14 protein-coding genes and 2 pseudogenes are annotated in these 18,246 nt (G+C 58.7%); 1 reads left to right on the top strand and 15 read right to left on the bottom strand.

Annotation, left to right across the window (positions count from 1 at the left end; translation table 11 throughout):
• Nucleotides 1–188: 188 nt before the first annotated feature.
• The 12 genes from GA0061102_RS18735 to GA0061102_RS18680 form a co-directional block, all read right to left on the bottom strand.
• Nucleotides 189–1,709 (bottom strand): aldehyde dehydrogenase family protein, encoded by a 1,521-nt coding sequence (locus GA0061102_RS18735; RefSeq protein ID WP_092851995.1) that lies wholly within the window; start codon nt 1,707–1,709, stop codon nt 189–191.
• Entirely contained in the window at nt 1,709–2,488 is a 780-nt protein-coding gene (locus GA0061102_RS18730; RefSeq protein ID WP_092851993.1) for an enoyl-CoA hydratase/isomerase family protein, read from the bottom strand. The genes GA0061102_RS18735 and GA0061102_RS18730 overlap by 1 nt, the downstream gene beginning before the upstream one ends.
• Entirely contained in the window at nt 2,481–4,094 is a 1,614-nt protein-coding gene (locus GA0061102_RS18725) for an acyl CoA:acetate/3-ketoacid CoA transferase (RefSeq protein WP_092852018.1), read from the bottom strand. Before GA0061102_RS18725 ends, GA0061102_RS18730 begins: the two co-directional genes overlap by 8 nt.
• 6 nt (nt 4,095–4,100) lie before the next feature.
• Nucleotides 4,101–5,156 carry a LacI family DNA-binding transcriptional regulator gene (locus GA0061102_RS18720; protein WP_092851991.1) on the bottom strand — a complete coding sequence of 352 codons (1,056 nt, stop codon included), beginning with the start codon at nt 5,154–5,156 and terminating at the stop codon, nt 4,101–4,103.
• Between the two features lie 510 nt (nt 5,157–5,666).
• Nucleotides 5,667–7,184, bottom strand: coding sequence for an amidohydrolase family protein (locus GA0061102_RS18715; RefSeq protein ID WP_092851989.1), 1,518 nt, complete (start codon nt 7,182–7,184; stop codon nt 5,667–5,669).
• A 15-nt stretch (nt 7,185–7,199) separates the two neighbouring features.
• On the bottom strand, nt 7,200–8,090 hold the full coding sequence (locus GA0061102_RS18710) for an ABC transporter permease (protein ID WP_092851987.1): 891 nt from the start codon (nt 8,088–8,090) through the stop codon (nt 7,200–7,202).
• Entirely contained in the window at nt 8,087–9,124 is a 1,038-nt protein-coding gene (locus GA0061102_RS18705) for an ABC transporter permease (RefSeq protein WP_092851985.1), read from the bottom strand. The genes GA0061102_RS18710 and GA0061102_RS18705 overlap by 4 nt, the downstream gene beginning before the upstream one ends.
• Before the next feature lie 2 nt (nt 9,125–9,126).
• Nucleotides 9,127–10,710 carry an ABC transporter ATP-binding protein gene (locus GA0061102_RS18700; RefSeq protein ID WP_092851983.1) on the bottom strand — a complete coding sequence of 528 codons (1,584 nt, stop codon included), beginning with the start codon at nt 10,708–10,710 and terminating at the stop codon, nt 9,127–9,129.
• Nucleotides 10,711–10,805: 95 nt separating this feature from the next.
• Complete coding sequence (locus GA0061102_RS18695; protein ID WP_092851981.1) at nt 10,806–11,870, bottom strand: BMP family ABC transporter substrate-binding protein; 1,065 nt, start codon at nt 11,868–11,870, stop codon at nt 10,806–10,808.
• Nucleotides 11,871–11,921: 51 nt separating this feature from the next.
• Nucleotides 11,922–12,242 (bottom strand): NIPSNAP family protein, encoded by a 321-nt coding sequence (locus tag GA0061102_RS18690; protein WP_092851979.1) that lies wholly within the window; start codon nt 12,240–12,242, stop codon nt 11,922–11,924.
• 13 nt (nt 12,243–12,255) lie between these two features.
• On the bottom strand, nt 12,256–13,881 hold the full coding sequence (locus tag GA0061102_RS18685) for a GMC family oxidoreductase (protein WP_092851977.1): 1,626 nt from the start codon (nt 13,879–13,881) through the stop codon (nt 12,256–12,258).
• A 3-nt stretch (nt 13,882–13,884) separates the two neighbouring features.
• Nucleotides 13,885–14,730, bottom strand: coding sequence for a uracil-DNA glycosylase family protein (locus tag GA0061102_RS18680; protein WP_245298055.1), 846 nt, complete (start codon nt 14,728–14,730; stop codon nt 13,885–13,887).
• A gap of 244 nt (nt 14,731–14,974) precedes the next feature.
• Here GA0061102_RS18680 and GA0061102_RS18675 point away from each other — a divergent pair, with 244 nt between their 5' ends.
• Nucleotides 14,975–15,607, top strand: a complete 633-nt coding sequence (locus tag GA0061102_RS18675; RefSeq protein ID WP_092851973.1) for a TetR family transcriptional regulator C-terminal domain-containing protein — start codon at nt 14,975–14,977, stop codon at nt 15,605–15,607.
• A 591-nt stretch (nt 15,608–16,198) separates the two neighbouring features.
• Here the strand turns inward: GA0061102_RS18675 and GA0061102_RS34075 are convergent.
• The 3 genes and pseudogenes from GA0061102_RS34075 to GA0061102_RS18660 all read right to left on the bottom strand — a co-directional run.
• A pseudogene (locus GA0061102_RS34075) lies at nt 16,199–16,261 on the bottom strand (hypothetical protein); the annotation flags it as partial.
• A 641-nt stretch (nt 16,262–16,902) separates the two neighbouring features.
• Nucleotides 16,903–17,356 (bottom strand): annotated as a pseudogene (locus GA0061102_RS18665) (phytoene desaturase family protein); the annotation flags it as partial.
• A gap of 309 nt (nt 17,357–17,665) precedes the next feature.
• A complete protein-coding gene (locus GA0061102_RS18660) occupies nt 17,666–18,139 on the bottom strand; it encodes a winged helix-turn-helix transcriptional regulator (RefSeq protein ID WP_092851969.1) in 474 nt (157 codons plus the stop codon).
• Between the last annotated feature and the right edge of the window lie 107 nt (nt 18,140–18,246).

Raw genomic sequence — 18,246 nt, 5'->3', positions numbered from 1 at the left:
TGCAGCATCTGCACTTCCTTCACATCCGCAGCCCGAGCCGATACGCCCAAACCACCAACCGCCAGCGCCAATACCGCCGTCGTCGTCAGAAACTTGCGCATTGAGAACCTCCCAGTTCAAGTTTGAAGTGCAGGAACCATTCCTGCACTATTTCCCCGCCCTCCTCGGGCGCAGTCCTTTGCCGGCTGTCAGGCCAGCTTGTCTTTCTGCGGCATCCACCAGTTGGTTCGGGCGCCGATATGCATGTTGAGCGTCTTGGTCTCGGTATAATCTTCGACGGCATGGCGGCCGAGTTCACGGCCAAGGCCGGATTGTTTGTATCCGCCGAACGGAAGCTCCGACGCTCCATCCATGAAGGTGTTCATCCAGACCGTTCCGGCGCGGACCTTGCGGCCGATCGTGAGGCAGGTGTCGAAATTGCGGCTCCACACGCCGGCCGACAGGCCGTAGTCGATGGAATTGGCGATCTCGATCGCTTCGGCCGTCGTCTCGAAGGTCAGTACGGAGAGAACGGGTCCGAAGACCTCCTCGCGAGCCACGGCCATGTTCGGCGTGACTGCTTCGAGAATGGTCGGCGCCATGAACTGACCCATGCCGAAATCGAGAGCCTGACCGCCATGGGCTACTTTCGCGCCGCTCTCCTTTGCGCCAGCGAGATAGCCATTGATCTTCTCAAGATGCTGAGGCGTGATGATCGCGCCGACCTGAGTGGACGGGTCGAGGGGATCGCCGACCTTGACGTCTTTTGCGAGCTCCGCGACCCGCTTGACGACATCGGAAGCGATGCTCTTGTGCAGGATCAGTCGGGAACCGGCGTTGCAGCATTCGCCCGCATTGAAATATGCGCCGAATACCGCGGCATCGATGAACGCATCCAGATCCGCGTCCGGGAAGACGATCTGAGGGTTCTTTCCTCCAAGCTCGAGAGACACTTTTTTCAAGGTCTGCGCGGCGTTCGTCATCGTCAGCTTGCCGACACCCGTCGAACCGGTGAAGGAAACCATGTCGACCTGCGGATGCGAGGTCATGATGGCGCCGACCTCCGGCCCTGTACCGGTGACAATATTGACCACGCCATCGGGCACACCGGCTTCCTGGAGGATTTCGCCCAAGACGAGCGTCGATCCCGACGTCAGCTCCGACGGCTTCACGATCGTTGTGCAGCCGGCTGCCAGCGCGAATGGCAGCTTCTGACCGACGATCAGGAACGGGAAGTTCCAGGGCGTGATGATGGAGACAACGCCGATCGCCTCACGCAGGACGACGCCGAGCGTGCCGTCTCCAAGGGTATTATAGCTTTCGCCATGAAGATCGCGGGCAAGAGCCGCGGCATAGCGCCAAATGTCGACCGAACCCGCTATTTCACCACGAACCTGCGAGATCGGCTTACCGGCTTCGATGGCATCGAGATAGGCGAGTTCCTCGGAGCGCGCGGCGATGAGATCGGCCGCCTTCAACAAGATGGCCGAGCGCTCGGACGCGGTCATTCTGGGCCATGGGCCGCGATCAAACGCCTTGCGTGCCGCAGCGATGGCGCGCACCGTGTCTTCTTTTGTGCCCGTCGGAAAACGACTGACGACGATGCCGTGGCTCGGCGCGATGCGCTCGATTGGCTGGGAAGCGCCGGCCTCCCATTTGCCGTCGATCAGCATCTTGAAGTCTCGAGCCTTATGGTCGGCAAGAGCCTTTGGCGTCACCAGTACCGTCATCACCATTCTCCTTTGAATTTTGCAGAGCGCTTCTCGGTAAATGAAGCGACACCCTCCTTGAGGTCGCCGGTCTTCGCGGCGAGGATCGACCCAAGAGCCTCGACTGCCGTGCCGTTGTCCTCGTCATTGGCGGAGGCGATCATGAGCTTGACTATTTCGAGGGCCGCCGGTCCTCTGGCGGCGATACGCGCCGCGTATTCGTTCGCCGCGACGACAGCTTTGCCGGTCGCGACAACAGCATCTACGAGCCCGAGACCACGCGCCTCCTCGGCGGTAAAGACTTCGCCACCGAGCGCCATGCGACGCACGATCTGGGCTCCGAAGCGTTTCACGAGCCGTTGGGTACCCGACCACCCCGGAACCATGCCAAGGCCGGTTTCGGGCAGGCCGATTTTGATGTGTTCCTCCCCTATGCGGATGTCGGCAACACCAGCGAGTTCAAGACCACCGCCAAGCGCGTGCCCGTTGAGAGCAGCGATAAGGGGAACGCGCAACGTGGCCAGCCGCTCGAAAATGCGATGGCCGTGACGAACCCAGGCATGACCAAACTCTTCCGGGCGCATGCCGCCCCACGCCTTGATATCGCCGCCTGCCGAGAAACCCTTGCCTTCGCCGGTCAGGATCGCGACGCGGACTTGAGCGTTAGCTTCCACCTCGTCCGCGGCATCGGACAGGGCCTTGAGCATATCGAGGTCGAGCGCGTTCAGCTTCTCCGGCCGCGAGACCGTCATCGTCGCGATATGGCCTTCGACCTCGACCCTTACCGTACCGCTAGCCATGGAAGACACCCTCCAGAACACGGGCATCCTTCTTTGGAAGCGAAAGGTCGATGTTCGCCTCAGCGAATAGGTTCGCGTCCATGATCTTGAGGTCTTCCGATACGATGAGCGGGAATTCGGATTGACTAAGGACGTGTTCCTGCAGATCGACACCCGGAGCGATCTCCGTCAGTACGATGCCATTCGGCGTCAATTTCATGACGCAGCGCTCGGTAACGTAAGTGATGTCCTGGCCCTGCTCGATAGCGCGCCTGCCCGAGAAGGTGACATGCTCCACCTCGTTGACGAGCTTCTTCAGCTTGCCTTCTTTCTCGATCACGAGCTTGCCGTCGTTGATGGCGAGCTTTGCTCCCGCATTGAACATGCCTGAGAAGACGATCTTCTTCGCTCGCGCCGTGATGTCGACGAAGCCGCCGGCACCCGCGGTCACATGCGGACGGAAGGACAGCTTCGACACGTTGACGGAACCGTCGCTGCCGATTTCCAGAAAGGAAAGCAGCGAGGCATCGAAGCCGGCTCCCTGGAAATAGGTGAACTGATATGGCGACGGCATATAGGCGTCGGCGTTCGATGCGCAGCCGAAAGCAAAATCAAGCAGCGGAACGCCGCCGACGGCGCCTTGTTCGATAACCCAGGTGACGGCGCCATGGAGCCCTTCTTCGAGAAGGATACGCGGCACGTTGGCGGAAATACCAAAACCAAGATTGACGCAGCTTCCGGTCTGGAGCTCCTGAGCCACGCGCCGGGCGATCACCTTCTGTATGTTGAATTCCGGAACACTGAAGCTGTCGAGCGGACGGAAGATTTCGCCTGAGATGGCGGGATCGTAGAGGGTCTGCGTCGTCTGCTTCTGATCGGGATCGACGATGACGTAGTCGACGAGCATCCCGGGTACGCGCACATCATGGGGCTTTAGCGAACCTTCCTTCGTGATGCGTTTGACCTGAGCGATGACAACGCCGCCATTGTTGCGGGCGGCCAGAGCCTGATCAAGACCGCCGAGATAGGCACCTTCGTGTTCGTAGGTGAGATTGCCACGCTCGTCTGCCGTGGTCGCACGGATAATAGCAACCTGCGGCACGATCGACGGGAAGAACAAGTAGTCGTCACCTTCAAACGACACGCGCTTGACCACGGGCTCCCGGGTCGCCTGCTCGTTCATGGCGCAGCCCTGGCGCTTGGGATCGACAAAGGTATCCATGCCAACCTTGGTCAAAACCCCTGGACGCTTCGCGGCAGCCTCGCGGTGGATATCAAACATGATGCCCGAGGGAATATTATAGGCGGGGATCTCGTTATTGGTGATCATCTGCCAAATGAGTGGCGGTTCGGCGCTGGACGGGCCGGACGGATAGGATCCGCCGAGGATGCGCTTCAACAGTCCCTTCTTGGCGATATAGTCCACGCCCTTGATGCCGCTCATGTCGCCAGCGGCAATCGGATGAAGTGTGGTGATATCGCGCGGATGACCGGTCGTTTCGAAACGTTCGCCGATCGCCTTCAGCATAAGATCGGGGCATCCTAGTCCACTGGATGACGACACCGAAACGATGGCGCCATCCGGAATAAGGGCTGCGGCTTCCGCCGGCGTAATATGCTTGCTCATGTTCATCTAAAGTCCTGTTTCAACTTTAACGGACGGATCAGCGCCTTCTGCCCCGCAGCTGCTGCGCACTACGAGGCGCACGGACGAAATGATCGATTCCGCCTCGGCCTTGCCGGCATTGATCTGCTTCAAGAGGAGCTGAGCGGCCCGCCGGCCCATCGCCTGTGGGTCGACCGAAATGGTCGTCAGCGCCGGAACCGCTGTTTTCGCCTCGATGACGTCGTCAAAGCCGACCACCGCAAAATCTTTTCCCGGTTCCAGGCCCTTGGCGCGAAGCCCATCGCATACGCCGAAGGCAACCGCATCGTTGAAGCAGACGGCGGCCGTCGGCTTGACGTCAATGGCTAACGCTCGTCCAATGGCATCAACACCGCCTGCCCTGGAGGGCGCGGACGGGACGACAAGGCTATCGTCAGGCTTCATGCCATGGGCTGCCATAGCAGCACGATACCCTTGAAGCCGGTCTTCGAAGACGGCGGTATCGTTGAACCCTCCCAGGAAGGCTATCCGCCGATGCCCAAGGGATGCGAGATGCCGCACGCTGGCAAATGTGCCTTGCTGATTATCCGATACGAGGGATGACACTCGAGCTCCCGGCACGTTGCGCACGACGACGACGACGGGGATGCCTGAAGCCACGATCGGCTTGAGATCAGCCGCGGTCGTTGCGCGGGCCGGCGACAATATCAGACCCGAGATTCCATGCTCGCGCATGGAGGCGATGACCTCACTCTGGCGATCCAGACTTTCGCTGGTATTGGAAAGGAACTGAACAAAACCAGCGGACTGCACCACCATGTCGACGCCGACGGCAAGCTCGGCAAAGAACCCATTAGTCAGGTCGTTGACAACCACGCCGAGGATCTTCGACTTCGAGCTGGATTGCCTGAGGTTGGCGGCACCGCGGTTATAGACGTAACCGAGCTCGCGCATGACAGCCGTAACCTTTGCCCGGGTACCGTCATTGACCAGCGGAGATCCCTGAAGAACGAGGGAGACCGTCGACTTCGACACACCTGCCGCCTTCGCGATGTCAATGACGGTTACCCGTTCATTTTTCATGAGGTTCTCCAAGGCCCGAGCCATATCGGCGTTAATAATTGGAACGTTCCAATGTTGTCAAGTCGGAAAAATCATCAAAGTCGATGCGTAATCCTTGGGTCATTCCGATATAACTGGAAAAATGCTTATTTTTGCGGTATTTACTGATGAGCCCTACGCGGCTATAGCCACTTAGATCGTGAAGGCAGCCAAAATTTGGAACGTTCTAGTATTTCCTTGCGAACCTATCGGTGACACCTCGTGGTGGCTCAGCAACCGTTCAAAACCGCGCCGCCGCTTCGCTGTGTCGTCGGCCTAAATTTTGATGCCGCCAAAATCGCAAGCTTGCGACGGGCACATAGTTCCGATGTCAGAGCGGCAGTCGCCAATACAAGGCAGGAGGCGATTTTCTCTATCTTACTCAATGAGTTAGAACCACTCTCGCTCTAGCACTCGCAACTGCCCCGCAGCGATCGACATAGGATCGCCTTTGCCTCTCCGATAGAAACACCTTTCTATGAGTGGCGTGGTTCAACCCAGAAATGGGAGATCGCCCTGATAGCGGTAAAGTGGCAATTCTGCTAGCGTCGCACGGCGGTGAATTTCGGCCATGGCCGGGGCGAATATGCCATTGCGGCGTTCGAGTTCGGCATGCTCTTCCAGCCACGCCGGCACGAGCTCGGCCAGCTCGGCGAAGACGGCCGCCTCGTCCACGGTCGTCAGGCGGCCGTCCTCCATGACGATACGGCCGGCGACCATGACTTTTTCGATGGACGAACCGTTTTCTGAATAGACGAGATGCTTCGCCGCATCGTTGAACGGCAGGAACGGATAGGACCGCAAATTGAGAATCATGAGATCGGCGGATTTGCCGATCTCCAGCGAGCCGGTGACATGCTCGAGCATTGCCGTCTTTGCGCCACCGATCGTTGCCATGCGCAGGATCTCGTCGGCCGTGACCCATTTGCCATAATCCGGTCCTGAAACAGAATGGATAAGACCTGCCACGCGCATGACGTCGAAAATGCGTGCCGTATCGTTGGATGAGACGCCATCAGTCCCGAGGCCCAGCGTGACGCCTGCATCCATAAGGCGCCTGACTGGCGCGATGCCAGCACCGAGTTTCAGGTTGGATATGGCATTGTGGGCAACCGAGACACCAGCCTCGCCCATCAGCAACATGTCGTCGTCGCTGACCCAGACAGAGTGCGCTATCGTCGTATTGCGTCGAAGAAGGCCCAGGTCCCGCATGTAGGCGATGAGGCTCTTGCCATGCAGCTCATGGCCGGTAATCGCCTGCGTCCGGGTTTCCAGCACATGAGTATGGAACGGCACGTGCTTTTCCATCGCCAGTTCCATGCAGGCCATCATGAGATCTGGTGTGCAGCGTTGGGGAGCAGATGGCGCAATCATAAAATTCACGCGTCCGGCGCGGCCGTGCAGGTTGTCGAAGGCGGATTTGCAGAAATCGACATAGGCCTCGGCCTTCATCGGTGGTCCGAAATCGAGTAGAGACTGCAACCCCGCCGACATCACATCGCGTGCGAAAGGTAAAGCATCAAGCGTATGAATGTTCATGGCCGCGCTTGAGACATTCGCGCGGATGCCTGCATCGTCGTAGGCGCGGAAAACCGTGCCGAGCCGATCGAGATTATGGCGTGGCGGATCAAAAAAGTCGTCACAGAGAGTGGTGACGCCATTGCGCAGCGATTCCATCGCCAGCAACAAGCTTCTCAAATAGAGCAGCCGCTTTCCGATCGGATCGTTCATCAGCAGCGGATAGGCGTAGAGCAGCCAAATCTCCAACGGCATCCCTTCGTAGCGGCCGCGAAAGAAGGTTTCGCTGGAGTGGGTGTGAGCATTGACGAGCCCCGGCATGATGAGCCGGTCGCGGCCATCGATGATGCGCGCTCCATCCGGCGGGGCCAGATCGGGGCCGATTGCGGCAATCAATCCGCCCTCGACCAGAAGGTCACCGGAGAAGGGTTTCGTGCCATGTGCTGCATCCACCGCGAGGATATTGGCATTGCGGATCAGGGTCTTGTTCATGGCCGTTTCTCTCCCCTATTGGTCCTTCAGCTCGCCGAAGCTTCCCGCAGTCTTGGCACCACTTAGCCGGCCGGAAAGCCAGACGCCGAACACGGTGGCGAGGTAAGGAAGCGCCTGCAACAAATCGTGCGGCACTTTCTCGCCGAACATCAACTGTGCGCGAATGCCGAGCGCACTGGCAATAGCGAAGAAGAACGCCGCCAGCGTGGCGCCAACCGGATGGGCCGCACCGAAGATAACAGCGGCGAACGCCATGAAGCCGCGTCCGGCCGTCATCCCTTGTGCAAAGAATTGCAGGCTTCCCGCTGCCAGTTCCGCTCCGCCGATGGCGCATAGCATGCCGCCGATTGACAAGGCCACAAGACGCATGCGTTGCGGCTGGATGCCGACGCTCCGCGCGGCAAAGGGATGCTCGCCGCTCGCTGCAAGCTGCAGACCGAAGCGGCTGCGACGTAGCAATAACCACATGGCGAAGACGACGAAAGGCATGGCTGCAACGAAGATCGACAGGACACCGTAGGAACCGAAAGCCGGGCCAAGCTTCGGCACCCCGAAGGGAGCCGTCACTGTCCCCTGGCTGCCGAAGATCGCTTCGACCGCCAGCGCCGTGCCGCCGACGCCGAGACCGGTCAGACCGAGCCCGGCAATGATCGGATTGGCCTTTAGCTTCTCGATGACGAACCACAGCAGCATCGAGGCTGCGACGCAGAGCAGAATGGCGATGAATATGGCCAGGATAAAGGAGTGCGTCAGCATGATTCCGAGGATGGTGGCGCAAGCGCCGATGATCATCAGGCCTTCGAGACCGAGATTCCAGACGCCTGCACGCTGTGCGATGACTCCGGCGAGTGTCACATAGACCAGTGGCGTACCCGAACGCAGGATGGCGATGATGATGTCGTTCATTGCGGACGTCCTCCCAGACGCAGAAGCTTCTCGACGACGTTGGACCTGGCGGTGATAAACAGCGCGATGGCGGCATTGATGATGTCGATCGCCGCGGCCGGCAAGCCGGCCATGATAGGCAGATAGAGCGCGGCCGATGCCAATCCTCCGAAGAAGACGGATACGGCGGCGGTGCCGACGACCGAGAGATTGGCGACCAACGCGATCAGGATGGCAGTGAAGCCGTGCGTCGGCAGGAATCCGGAAGCGATGCGGCCGTTGGGGCCTATCAGTTCGATCGTTCCCGCTAGGCCTGCCAACGCACCGGAAATGATGAAACTCGACAATCCGAGCTGCCAGAGCTTTGCACCTTGCCAACGCACCATGGTGCCGTTTCGGCCGGCAAGGCTTGCCAGGACACCAAAGCCGGTGCGATTGACCAGAAGCCACATCGCGATCCCCACGACAAACGCAATACCAATGATCGTCGGGGACAGCCCAAGCGAGTTGGAGATGCGATAGGCCGCATCGATCGGGCGGCTCGAAGCCTGCTGCCCGGTGCCGGACGGATCCTTCAATGGCCCTGACGTTACATAGACCAGAAGCAAGCCAGCCATGAAGTTGCCCATTAGCGTGGTAATGACCTCATCCGTACCGGAGCGCAGTTTCAGCAGGCCTGGCCAAAGCGCCCAAAGCGCTCCACCCGTCATGCCTGCCAGAAAGATCAGCGGAACGACGACGAGCGCAGGACCGCCACGCAAGGCTTCTGCCGCAAAGGCGGCAGCGATCGCGCCGACATAGAACTGCCCCTGCGCGCCGATATTGAAAAAACCGGCACGGAAGGAAATGCTGACGCCGACAGCCGTGATGAACAAGGGCAACGCCCATCTCAGACTTTGCTCGACGGCGCCCGGACGCAGAAATGCGCCATCTGCGACAGCAACCAGCATCTGTGGTGCATTGTAGCCGGCAAACTGGAAAATCACGGCGCAGAGGATCAGCGAGAGGGCCACGAAGATCAGGCTGCGGAGAATGACGACAATCCTGCTTTTCATCGTCAAGCTTCCTTTCTCGCCGATGTTGCCCCGACCATAGCCGCACCGACCGAGTGGATATCGTATGGTTCGACGAACTCACCGGCGACGCGGCCAGACAGCATGACCAACACGCGGTCGGAAATATCGAAAAGTTCGTCCAGATCCGAAGAGATCAACAGGATCGCCGCTCCCCTGTCGCGCGCCGCTCGCAGGGACTTCCAAACAAAGGCGGTGGCGCCGATATCGAGTCCGCGTGTCGGCTGAGCGGCGATGATGAGCTTGGCATCCGCATCGATTTCACGGGCCAGAATAACCTTCTGAGCGTTCCCGCCCGACAGAGAGCCGGCGGGTTGCGAGGAGACATGATAATGGACACCCCAGCTTTTCAGGGAACGATCGCAAAGCTTTCGGATACGCGCGGGGTTGACGAATTGCAGCAGGGAACCCTGGAGCAATTCGCGCGCGCTCCAGTTTTCCCACAAGGAGCTGGTCAGGCTGAGGCCCTCGACATTGCGCTCGAACGGAATGATACGCAGCCCGGCGTTGCGGCGAGCGGCTACTGTCTTTGTCGTGACATCCTGCCCGGAAAGCGTGATCGTGCCGGACGAAAGTGCCGCCAGGTTGGCGATGGCGCGAACCAATGTCTTCTGCCCGTTGCCCTCGACACCGGCAATGCCGACGATTTCTCCGGGCCGTACGGACAGGCTGACATTCTCAAGCGGCGCGCCTTCGTCGTCCGAGACGGTAGAGACCGATTTCAGCGTCAATGCCGGTGCCTGCGCTGCATTAACGGAATGCTTGAAAGGCAGTTTGCCATGCGGTTGCTCAATACCAAGCAGCGCATCCCTGTCCTTTGCACTTTGTGATCGGACCGCGTCGCCGACAATCAGTGCCGTAAGGCGCTCGGCCGAGAGATCTGCTTTCGGTACCGGGCCTTCCACCCGCCGGCCGCCGCGCAACACGCTGATGGTGTCTGCGATGCCCAGTACTTCGCGGATCTTGTGAAGAATGAGAATGACAGTAACGCCGCGGTCCTTCAACCGCTGCACTCGGGCGAAAAGCATGTCGATGCCAGCAGGAGAGAGAACTGCCGTCGGCTCGTCGAGGATCAATACCTTCGCATCGGTGACGAGCGCACGAGCGATTTCGATGCTCTGCTGAGTTTCGACCGGCAGATCGCGGATGCGCCGCGAAAGATCGACCTGGATATCGAGGCTCTGTAAATGCGGACGCCACTTCTCCGCCAGTGCCTTGCGCGAGTAGAAACCGCCATGGCCCGGTGCACCGAATTCCATCACCTCAGCTACGGTGAATGACGGCGGCAAGGCGAAGCTCTGATGAACAAGCTCGACACCCGCCTCGCGGCTGTCACGCACATGGCCGGTGCGGATCGCTTGTCCTCCGATCTCCACCCTCCCCGTTGTCGGCTGCACGAGACCGGACGCAACGCGGGCAAATGTCGTTTTGCCCGCTCCATTCTGGCCAAGAACGGCATGAATGAGGCCGGCTTCGAATTCGATCGAAACTTCCGAGAGCGCCGTGACATCGCCATAGCGAACGGTCACGTCGCGGCATGCGAGTGCAGGCGGGGAATGATTGGACATGAAGAGCTTTCCGACATGATTCAACGGTCCCGACGCTGCCGCCGGGACCTCAGATACCCTACCGGCCGCCCTCGTGCGGCCGGCTAACGCAGCGCCTATAGGGTTGTATTGAAGTCGACCTTAACGGAACCGCCGAGAATGCCGGCACGCACCTTGTCGACATCCTTCAAGGCTTCCTTTGCCGTCGCGGTCAGCGCAGCCGGCCCATGCTCGGCAAACAATGGCGAGGGAATGAAGTTGATGACATCGGTTCCAAGGCCGGTATGTTCGTGGGTGCCACCTTTCCATCCGGTTCCCAGCGCTTTGCCGACCTCGTTGTAAAGCGACACGCCGTAATCCAGGCCGACGATCGAAATCACCGATTTCGGGCCAAGCGCGAATTGTGCCGGCGACAGGCAACTAACCATGCGGCCTTCCTTCTCGTTGGCCGCAGAAATGATGCCGCCATCGGTGGCTGCCGCATCGGTCTGTATATAGTCGATGCCATCGTTAAACATTTGCGTCGCAATTTCCTGACCCTTGGCCGGATCCTGGAACGACCCCGCGAAAGCAGCTGTCACCGTGGCATTCGGATTGACCGAATGGACACCGGCTTTCAGCGCGTTGAAGTCTGCGTTGAGCGGCGGAATAGAGACGCCGCCGATGAAGCCGATCTTGCCGGTCTTCGACATCTTCGCGGCGAAAACGCCGGAAAGGTAGCAGCCGAGATAATAGTCATAGGAAACCGTGACGACGTTCGGGATGGCCGGCTCAAAGGGGTCGGCAAACAGCTGAATCCATTTGGTGTTGGGATAGGAAGGGGCAAGCGCCTTGAATGGTTCCGCAACCTCATTGAAGGTCGAGACGATAATGGATGCGCCGGCATCTCCGAGCGTGCGGAACACGGTCTCGTAGGTTGCGGGATCCTGTGCGTAGACGGCGCGATAGGTAAAACCCTGCTCCGTGGACAGCTGCTTGAGCTTCGCAATCATCGCATCGACCGGGCCGTTGTCTCCGGCCGCCTGCGTATGAACCAGCGCAACCAGACCGCCGGCTGCCCGCGCCGCTTCCGGCAGTAGCCCGGTGGCCAGGCTGAACGCTGCCGCGCCGGCGCCGAGCTGGAGGAAAGTACGGCGATCGAACCCGCGGGAAAGATCATTGTCAATTTTGGTGTTTTTCATATGTGCAGTTCCCTCTCTTTTAGTTGTTTAAAGTCGCGCTACTAAATTTTCCTAGGCGAGCGGCGAATAGGGCGCCGGATTCATGATCATGACATCCTGCTTCTGGATGGCATCAAGCGCCCAGACGCCTGCAATGAAGGATTGCCATTCCGGATCGGCATACATGGCCTGGCGACGTGCCTCGCGGTCGGCAAGGCTGTCATAGGCCCACATCAGCACGGTGGTGTGCAGCACCCCGATCTCCGAAACGTACAGCCCGACGAACCGGTTGAGATGCCGCTTCTGGATCGGCAGGCCCTCGGCTTCGTACTTCTTCATCCATTTGTCGACCGTGCCCGGTTTGAAGGTATAGGTGCGGTGTTCGAGGATCATTCTTTTGCTTCCTTCAAGCGTTCAGGATGAATTCGGCGCATTTTTCGCCGATCATGATGGCTGGGGCATTGGTGTTGCCGCTGGAGATGATCGGCATTATCGAGGCATCGGCCACTCGTAGGCCATCGATGCCGTGCACCTTGAGCTCTGCATCGACAACGGCCATTGGGTCGTTGCCCATCTTGGCCGTGCCGACGGGGTGGAAGGTGGTCATGGCAGTAGCGCGCAGCCACGTGGTCAGATCAGCATCGCTTTTCGCCGCTGGCCCAGGCGCCAGCTCAAGTCCGCGATAACCATCGAAAGCCTTCTGGCCAACGATATCGCGCGTCAATCGAATGGCGTCGATCATGGTCCGGACGTCGAAATCGTCACGCAGGTAGTTTGCGAGGATCTTCGGCTTGTCGGTGGGATTGGTGGATCGCAGCGTGATCTCGCCCCGGCTGACCGGATTGACCGGCCCGACGCGAATGGTGAAGCCATGATTGGCTTCGACACGTTGCTTTTTACGGAACGGATTGGGAAAATGCAGATTGGCAGTCTTTTCCAGCGCCGGCATGAAGTGGAGCTGGATGTCGGGCGCGACCAATCCATCATTGGAGCGGACGAATGCGCCGGCCTCATAGGGAAAGGTCGTGGTGATACCTTCGCCGAACAGCATTCCCTGTGCGACGGCGGGGATCAGCTTGTCGGCGCGTAAATCGCCGAACAGGGTTATGGGTTGACGGCACTCCCAACTCATAACGCAATCGACATGATCCTGAAGATTCTTGCCGACCCCTGGTAGATCGAGAAGCGGCTTGATTCCAATTGCCTTCAGTTCGTCGGCCGGACCAATACCCGATAGCAGCAGTGCCTTGGGCGTATTGACAACCCCGGCAGAGAGCACGATTTCGCCCGCGGAGCGCGCCACCGACACATTTCCGGCTTTAATATACTCGACGCCGGTTGCTCTACCATTCTCGATCAGCAGGCGTGTGGTCTCAGCACCCGTGATCACCGTGAGGTTGGCGCGGTGCATCGCAGGGCGAAGGAAAGCCCAGGACGTGGACCAGCGCTTGCCTTTTCGAATGGTGAAATCGTAGCGGCCGAAACCTTCCTGCGTCTCGCCATTGAAATCGTCATTCAAGGGATAACCGGCCTGTTGCCCCGCCTCGCAAAACACATCCATCAATGGGTTGTGACCGCGCGCACGGCAGACCGTCAGTTCGCCTCCGTCCCCATGAAACTGTCCGTTACGCTGCACATGGAATTCCGAACGGCGAAAGGCGGGCAAGACTTCGTCATAGGACCAGCCAGGCAGGCCGAACTGCGACCATCGATCATAGTCGTGCCGATTGCCGCGGACATAGATCATGCCGTTGATCGTGGAGGTGCCGCCGAGAACCTTGCCGCGTGGCCAATAGAGCGAACGGTTATTGAGAGAGGGCTCCGGCTCTGTGTGATAATGCCAATTGTAGATGCCCGAGTGAAACAGTTTGCCCATCAGCATAGGCAGGCGAAACAGCGGATTGCGATCCTTGCCGCCTGCTTCAAGTAACAGCACGCGGGTCTTCGGGTCTTTCGACAGGCGGTTCGCAAGCACGCAGCCGGCGGAGCCGGCACCAACGATGATGTAGTCGTATTCCGACGAAATTGTCATGGCTTACCATGCGACGGGGCTTGCGCCCCTCGCCTCAAGATAGGAATTGCAAAGAAGAAATGGATTTTCCCGACCGAGTACATGCTCGGCAAAAGCGGGATGATCGCGTAAAATCAAGGCACAGTTGCCGGATACGCATTCGCTGAGGCCGGCTTCCGCAAGGATGTCAGCCGCGGCATCGCCAAAGCCTATGAAGACGATCGGCTGATCGCGCTCACGCAAGGTGGCGATCACTTTGAGCATCAGCGGTCGCCAAAAAGGCAGATGTCCCCTCGCCTGATGCGGATCTACGTCGACCTTGAAACGCGAAAGCGTCAGCGAAGCATTGAGCAGAAGCACGCCCTGACGAACCCAACGGTCACCGATCGCGCTTGGCCCCTCGAAACCGCAATCCGGATCGCAAAGCATCTGTCGGACGTCCGGCCAGCGCTCGAAGCTTTCGGAAAGGTTCTGATTACCGGTCCGCGCTGCGGCGATGAGTTGCATATAGGCACGGATGCTCTTCGAGAACATTTTGTCGAGCTCGTTCCATGACGCGAGATTGCCCGCCTCGAACGCGCGACCAGTGGCAAAACCCGGCTCTGGATAAGGATCCTGGCCGAGGATCATACAACGGACTTCCTGTGGCGCGATCCCGTCGAAGGCTGCGAGCGCATGCGCACCCTTGGGTTGACCGGGAAAATGGCGTCCGCGGCGCACCGGAAATATCGGCTCCCAGGCCTCGAATTCCAGATCCGCGTCGATACGGCTGAAATCATCGCCAACGCTACCCAAGGCGGCGCGCCAGTCGGGCGGCAGATCCCCTTCCCAGCCGGCAAACGCTTCCGCCATCGCATCTTTTAAAGTCATTGGCACGAAATCGTCCCCCGCGTCTTCGCTTGCTGGATGAAGACTAGACAAAACCTGACCAAAGTGTCAACTTATTAAAAGTAAAAAAATGACGACTTGGTCAGTTTTTCCTGATCACATCGTCAACTTTTTGGATTGGTGCCAGCCCTTGCTTTTCAGTGGAAAAGCGGGCTTTGGCGAATGTGTGCTGTTGCCATTTGCAAGTGCCGGTCCAAAGCATGGGAAATTGGAAGACGGAGCGGGCATGCCACGCGAACACAATGAACCGGACGAAAAAATCCGCGAGCGCAACATTCGGCTGATCATCAAGGCTGGAATCGAGATCTTTTCGCGCAAGGGCTATGACGGCACCCGGATTGCAGAAATCGCGGAAGCCTCCGGCTTGCCGAAGGCAAACGTCTATTACTACTTTTCGTCGAAGGAGCAGATCTACACAGCGATCATCGCTCACCTGCTCGACGGATGGGACAACGCACTGAAATTCATCACCGCCGATCGCGAGCCGGCCGATGCCTTTCGCCTCTACATTCGCGCCAAGCTCGATTATACCCGCAAGAACATCGCCGAGACCCGGCTCTTTGCCAGCGAAATCATCCAGGGTGCTCGCTTTCTGAAGAAGAAGGATCGCCAGCATATTCGCGACGTCACTGATAAGCATGTCGCCGTGATCGAGGGCTGGATTGCCGAAGGCAAAATCCTGCCAGTCGATCCCCGACACCTGTTCATCATGCTCTGGGCGTCAACGCAGTTCTACGCCGAGTTCGAACCGATTGCCGCCGATGGCTTGAAAAAGTCCCGGTTGAAAGTCGAGGACTATGAAATGGCGGCCCAGACGATCGCTGAAACGGTTTTGCGCGGTGTCCTGCCGCGCGAATAGGAGCGCCAAACTAAACTCTCTGCAATGGGCAACGACATATCATTCGCCCTGATTGGCCGGCTTCGCACTGGCCTGCCTATCCTTGTCTAAGAGACGGCGTCATTGGCAATGTTGATGGTATCGTTATCCGATGCGAAACAGCAGTCTGGCGGACTATCGCTATAGAGGCCGGAATTGGCGATTGAGATACCGAAGCCAGCCGTGCCGAGACTGCATCGGATAAACCCTTGCGGCGACGTCTCGCGAGGCCAGCGTGTGCGGTAAACTACCAGGGCCGGCTCATTGCGGGGATGCTGGTTCGGAGCATGTCTTCGCCGTTGAGATAAACTGCACGGGGCAAAGTCAAATGGCGGCATTAAAGCCGCCTGGAAACTCCAGAAACCTCCGCTGTGCTTCTGGAAAGCTAGTTCTCAGCGAGCCGGCGGCAACAACGGGATGTTTCCATCCCAATCCGCTTCACGGTTCGCTCAGTTCGATCAGCCGGCAGGAAAAGCGTCCGGATAACGCTTAGATGCCACGGGTTCCGTTGACCGCATAAGCGATATGCGAACGGGAAATGCCAAGATCGGCGAGCGCATGGTCGTCCAATGCGGAAAGCTCACGGATTGCTTTGCGGACTGCGGAAAAACGTTTAATCTTCTCGATAACTCTCATCTCTGTCTCCTTTGTGTCTGACCGCTAGATATGCATTTACCCGCCTAAATAAAATGCACATGCCTGCAAGCGAGGCATGCTGCTTTTGCAAGGCTCACGTAATGTCTTGGTGCTGAGCGCCCGGAGGCGACGCTCGATGCGCGCTATGAAACTGAACTGGCAGCCTTCATTTGCTCAAACCAACGGGCATGCAGGAGAAGAAGGGCGGCGGGAGCAGGAGGATCAAGATCACGACCCGTCGGCCGCAGCAAAGAGCACATTGGCTTGCTGAGAAAAAGGGCGCGTGTCCGACGACAATGATTGGGGCATGGCTATCGTCGCCGGACGCTGCGCAATCCGGCTCGTAGGTGGTGCCCGAGCCGGTATTTAGAATATTAGCATTTGCCGCAGACTTAGCGAACCTGCCCGGATGGGCAGGCTCATTGCGAAACGCTCTACCCTTGCATTAAATCCATCAAAGGAAGTTCGCGCAGTCGAGGTGCGGGGCGAAAGAGAGCGCCGTCGCAATACAAGGATCTTGGGAAGTGAGCTTTGGCCGATGCTCAGTCGATTATCGGACTCCAGGCCTCGACTTTAGATCGTCGCTGAAGCGAGATGAAGCCGACACCGCCGTCAATTCTTCTCGCGCGAACAGCCGCCGTCTATTTCAGTGACGACGCCAGCAGGAAACCTGATCCTCCCGCCAAGCCAGGTCCGGGGTGGCTCGATGCGCCGATGTGATACAGGCCGGGCACATGGGTCTTGTGATTGATCGAGGTCTTGAACGGGCGCCAGAGGAAGAATTGGTCGAGCCCGCAGAAGCCGCCATAGGGGTCGCCGCCGACGAGATTGACATTCAGGACCTCCAGATCGCGGGGGGGAATAGCAGCGTCGTGAAAGCAAGGCTTCGTCGAAATTCTCGATGTGACGGCGCAGCATGGCCTCGATGCGGTCGGCAAAGGCTTCGCGCAATACCTCTGTCCAGCGGCCATCGGCGGGGCACTCGATTTCGCCAGCGGCATCGCCCTTGATGAAACGGGGCGTATCGGGCAATTGCAGCCATAGGATCGCGGCACCTTCCGGCGCGCGGCTGGGATCGAGTGCTGTCGGCTGCCCATACAAAAAGCCCTTCGGAAACCTTGCGTAGAGCAAGAAACTGATCGGAGCTTAAGAAGCGGCATTCTCCGGCGGCGAGCCGACAACGATTCTGGGCGAGTGGTCGACTTGGGAACAATGCGATCCCATTCCGCATATTGTGTCCGTCGACCTCATAGATTTTGCTGAAGGTCAGCGCCTTCATCGACCTGATGGCCGAACATCTGTTTCCCGCCCGTCCAATGGGAATAGCGTGATTCCATGCCAGTCATGACGCAAACGCGTTGATCTCGCGGGCTGCGACATCGCGGCAATCCTCGAGCGCCGTTCTTACGGCGCGGGCTTCACGTCACCTGCTTCTGGTACCCATGTCACGACGGTGTCCTCCGGTCCCAACACCCGGCCGTCCTGCGAGCGAAGCTCCAGCTTTCGCACCGGCATACCAACCTTGCGATCGACCAGAAGCACATGCTTCTCGCCGGGTTCGAAGAAGAAATCTTCGCCCCATTGCCGAAGGGCGACAAGAAGCGGAAATAGGCCTCGCCCCTTCTCCGTAAGCACATATTCCTGATAGGGGCTGCCATCCGATGCAGGCGCTACATCCATGATGCCGTAGTCCACGAGATTGCGTAGCCGGGCTGAAAGAATGTTCTTCGCAAGACCCAGGCTCTTCTGAAACTCTCCGAAGCGCCGCAGGCCGTTGAAGGCGTCGCGGACGATCAGCAAAGACCACCAATCGCCAATGGCATCAAGCGGCCTCGCGACGCCGCATATCGAATCCTTATGACTAATTCTCTTTGCCATCGCCTTCGGCTCGCACTCTATTTATCGACGTCCGGAGTGATCAACGCGATCCACCCCTCAAAAATATAGAGGTTGCAAACTAAAACCTCAAGTGATACACGGCTTGT

The sequence above is a fragment of the Martinezella miluonensis genome (assembly GCF_900094545.1).
In the GTDB taxonomy this organism is placed as follows: domain Bacteria; phylum Pseudomonadota; class Alphaproteobacteria; order Rhizobiales; family Rhizobiaceae; genus Rhizobium; species Rhizobium miluonense.
This window is presented reverse-complemented; position numbering and strand designations above follow the sequence as displayed.

Bases quoted from the DNA above. Each gene is read 5' to 3' on its own strand.
- GA0061102_RS18735 (WP_092851995.1), bottom strand. From the start codon at position 1,709: ATGACGGTACTGGTGACGCCAAAGGCTCTTGCCGACCATAAGGCTCGA.
- GA0061102_RS18725 (WP_092852018.1), bottom strand. From the start codon at position 4,094: ATGAGCAAGCATATTACGCCGGCGGAAGCCGCAGCCCTTATTCCGGAT.
- GA0061102_RS18715 (WP_092851989.1), bottom strand. From the start codon at position 7,184: ATGAACAAGACCCTGATCCGCAATGCCAATATCCTCGCGGTGGATGCA.
- GA0061102_RS18710 (WP_092851987.1), bottom strand. From the start codon at position 8,090: ATGAACGACATCATCATCGCCATCCTGCGTTCGGGTACGCCACTGGTC.
- GA0061102_RS18685 (WP_092851977.1), bottom strand. From the start codon at position 13,881: ATGACAATTTCGTCGGAATACGACTACATCATCGTTGGTGCCGGCTCC.
- GA0061102_RS18730 (WP_092851993.1), bottom strand. From the start codon at position 2,488: ATGGCTAGCGGTACGGTAAGGGTCGAGGTCGAAGGCCATATCGCGACG.
- GA0061102_RS18700 (WP_092851983.1), bottom strand. From the start codon at position 10,710: ATGTCCAATCATTCCCCGCCTGCACTCGCATGCCGCGACGTGACCGTT.
- GA0061102_RS18680 (WP_245298055.1), bottom strand. From the start codon at position 14,730: ATGACTTTAAAAGATGCGATGGCGGAAGCGTTTGCCGGCTGGGAAGGG.
- GA0061102_RS18720 (WP_092851991.1), bottom strand. From the start codon at position 5,156: ATGAAAAATGAACGGGTAACCGTCATTGACATCGCGAAGGCGGCAGGT.
- GA0061102_RS18660 (WP_092851969.1), bottom strand. From the start codon at position 18,139: ATGGCAAAGAGAATTAGTCATAAGGATTCGATATGCGGCGTCGCGAGG.
- GA0061102_RS18705 (WP_092851985.1), bottom strand. From the start codon at position 9,124: ATGAAAAGCAGGATTGTCGTCATTCTCCGCAGCCTGATCTTCGTGGCC.
- GA0061102_RS18675 (WP_092851973.1), top strand. From the start codon at position 14,975: ATGCCACGCGAACACAATGAACCGGACGAAAAAATCCGCGAGCGCAAC.
- GA0061102_RS18695 (WP_092851981.1), bottom strand. From the start codon at position 11,870: ATGAAAAACACCAAAATTGACAATGATCTTTCCCGCGGGTTCGATCGC.
- GA0061102_RS18690 (WP_092851979.1), bottom strand. From the start codon at position 12,242: ATGATCCTCGAACACCGCACCTATACCTTCAAACCGGGCACGGTCGAC.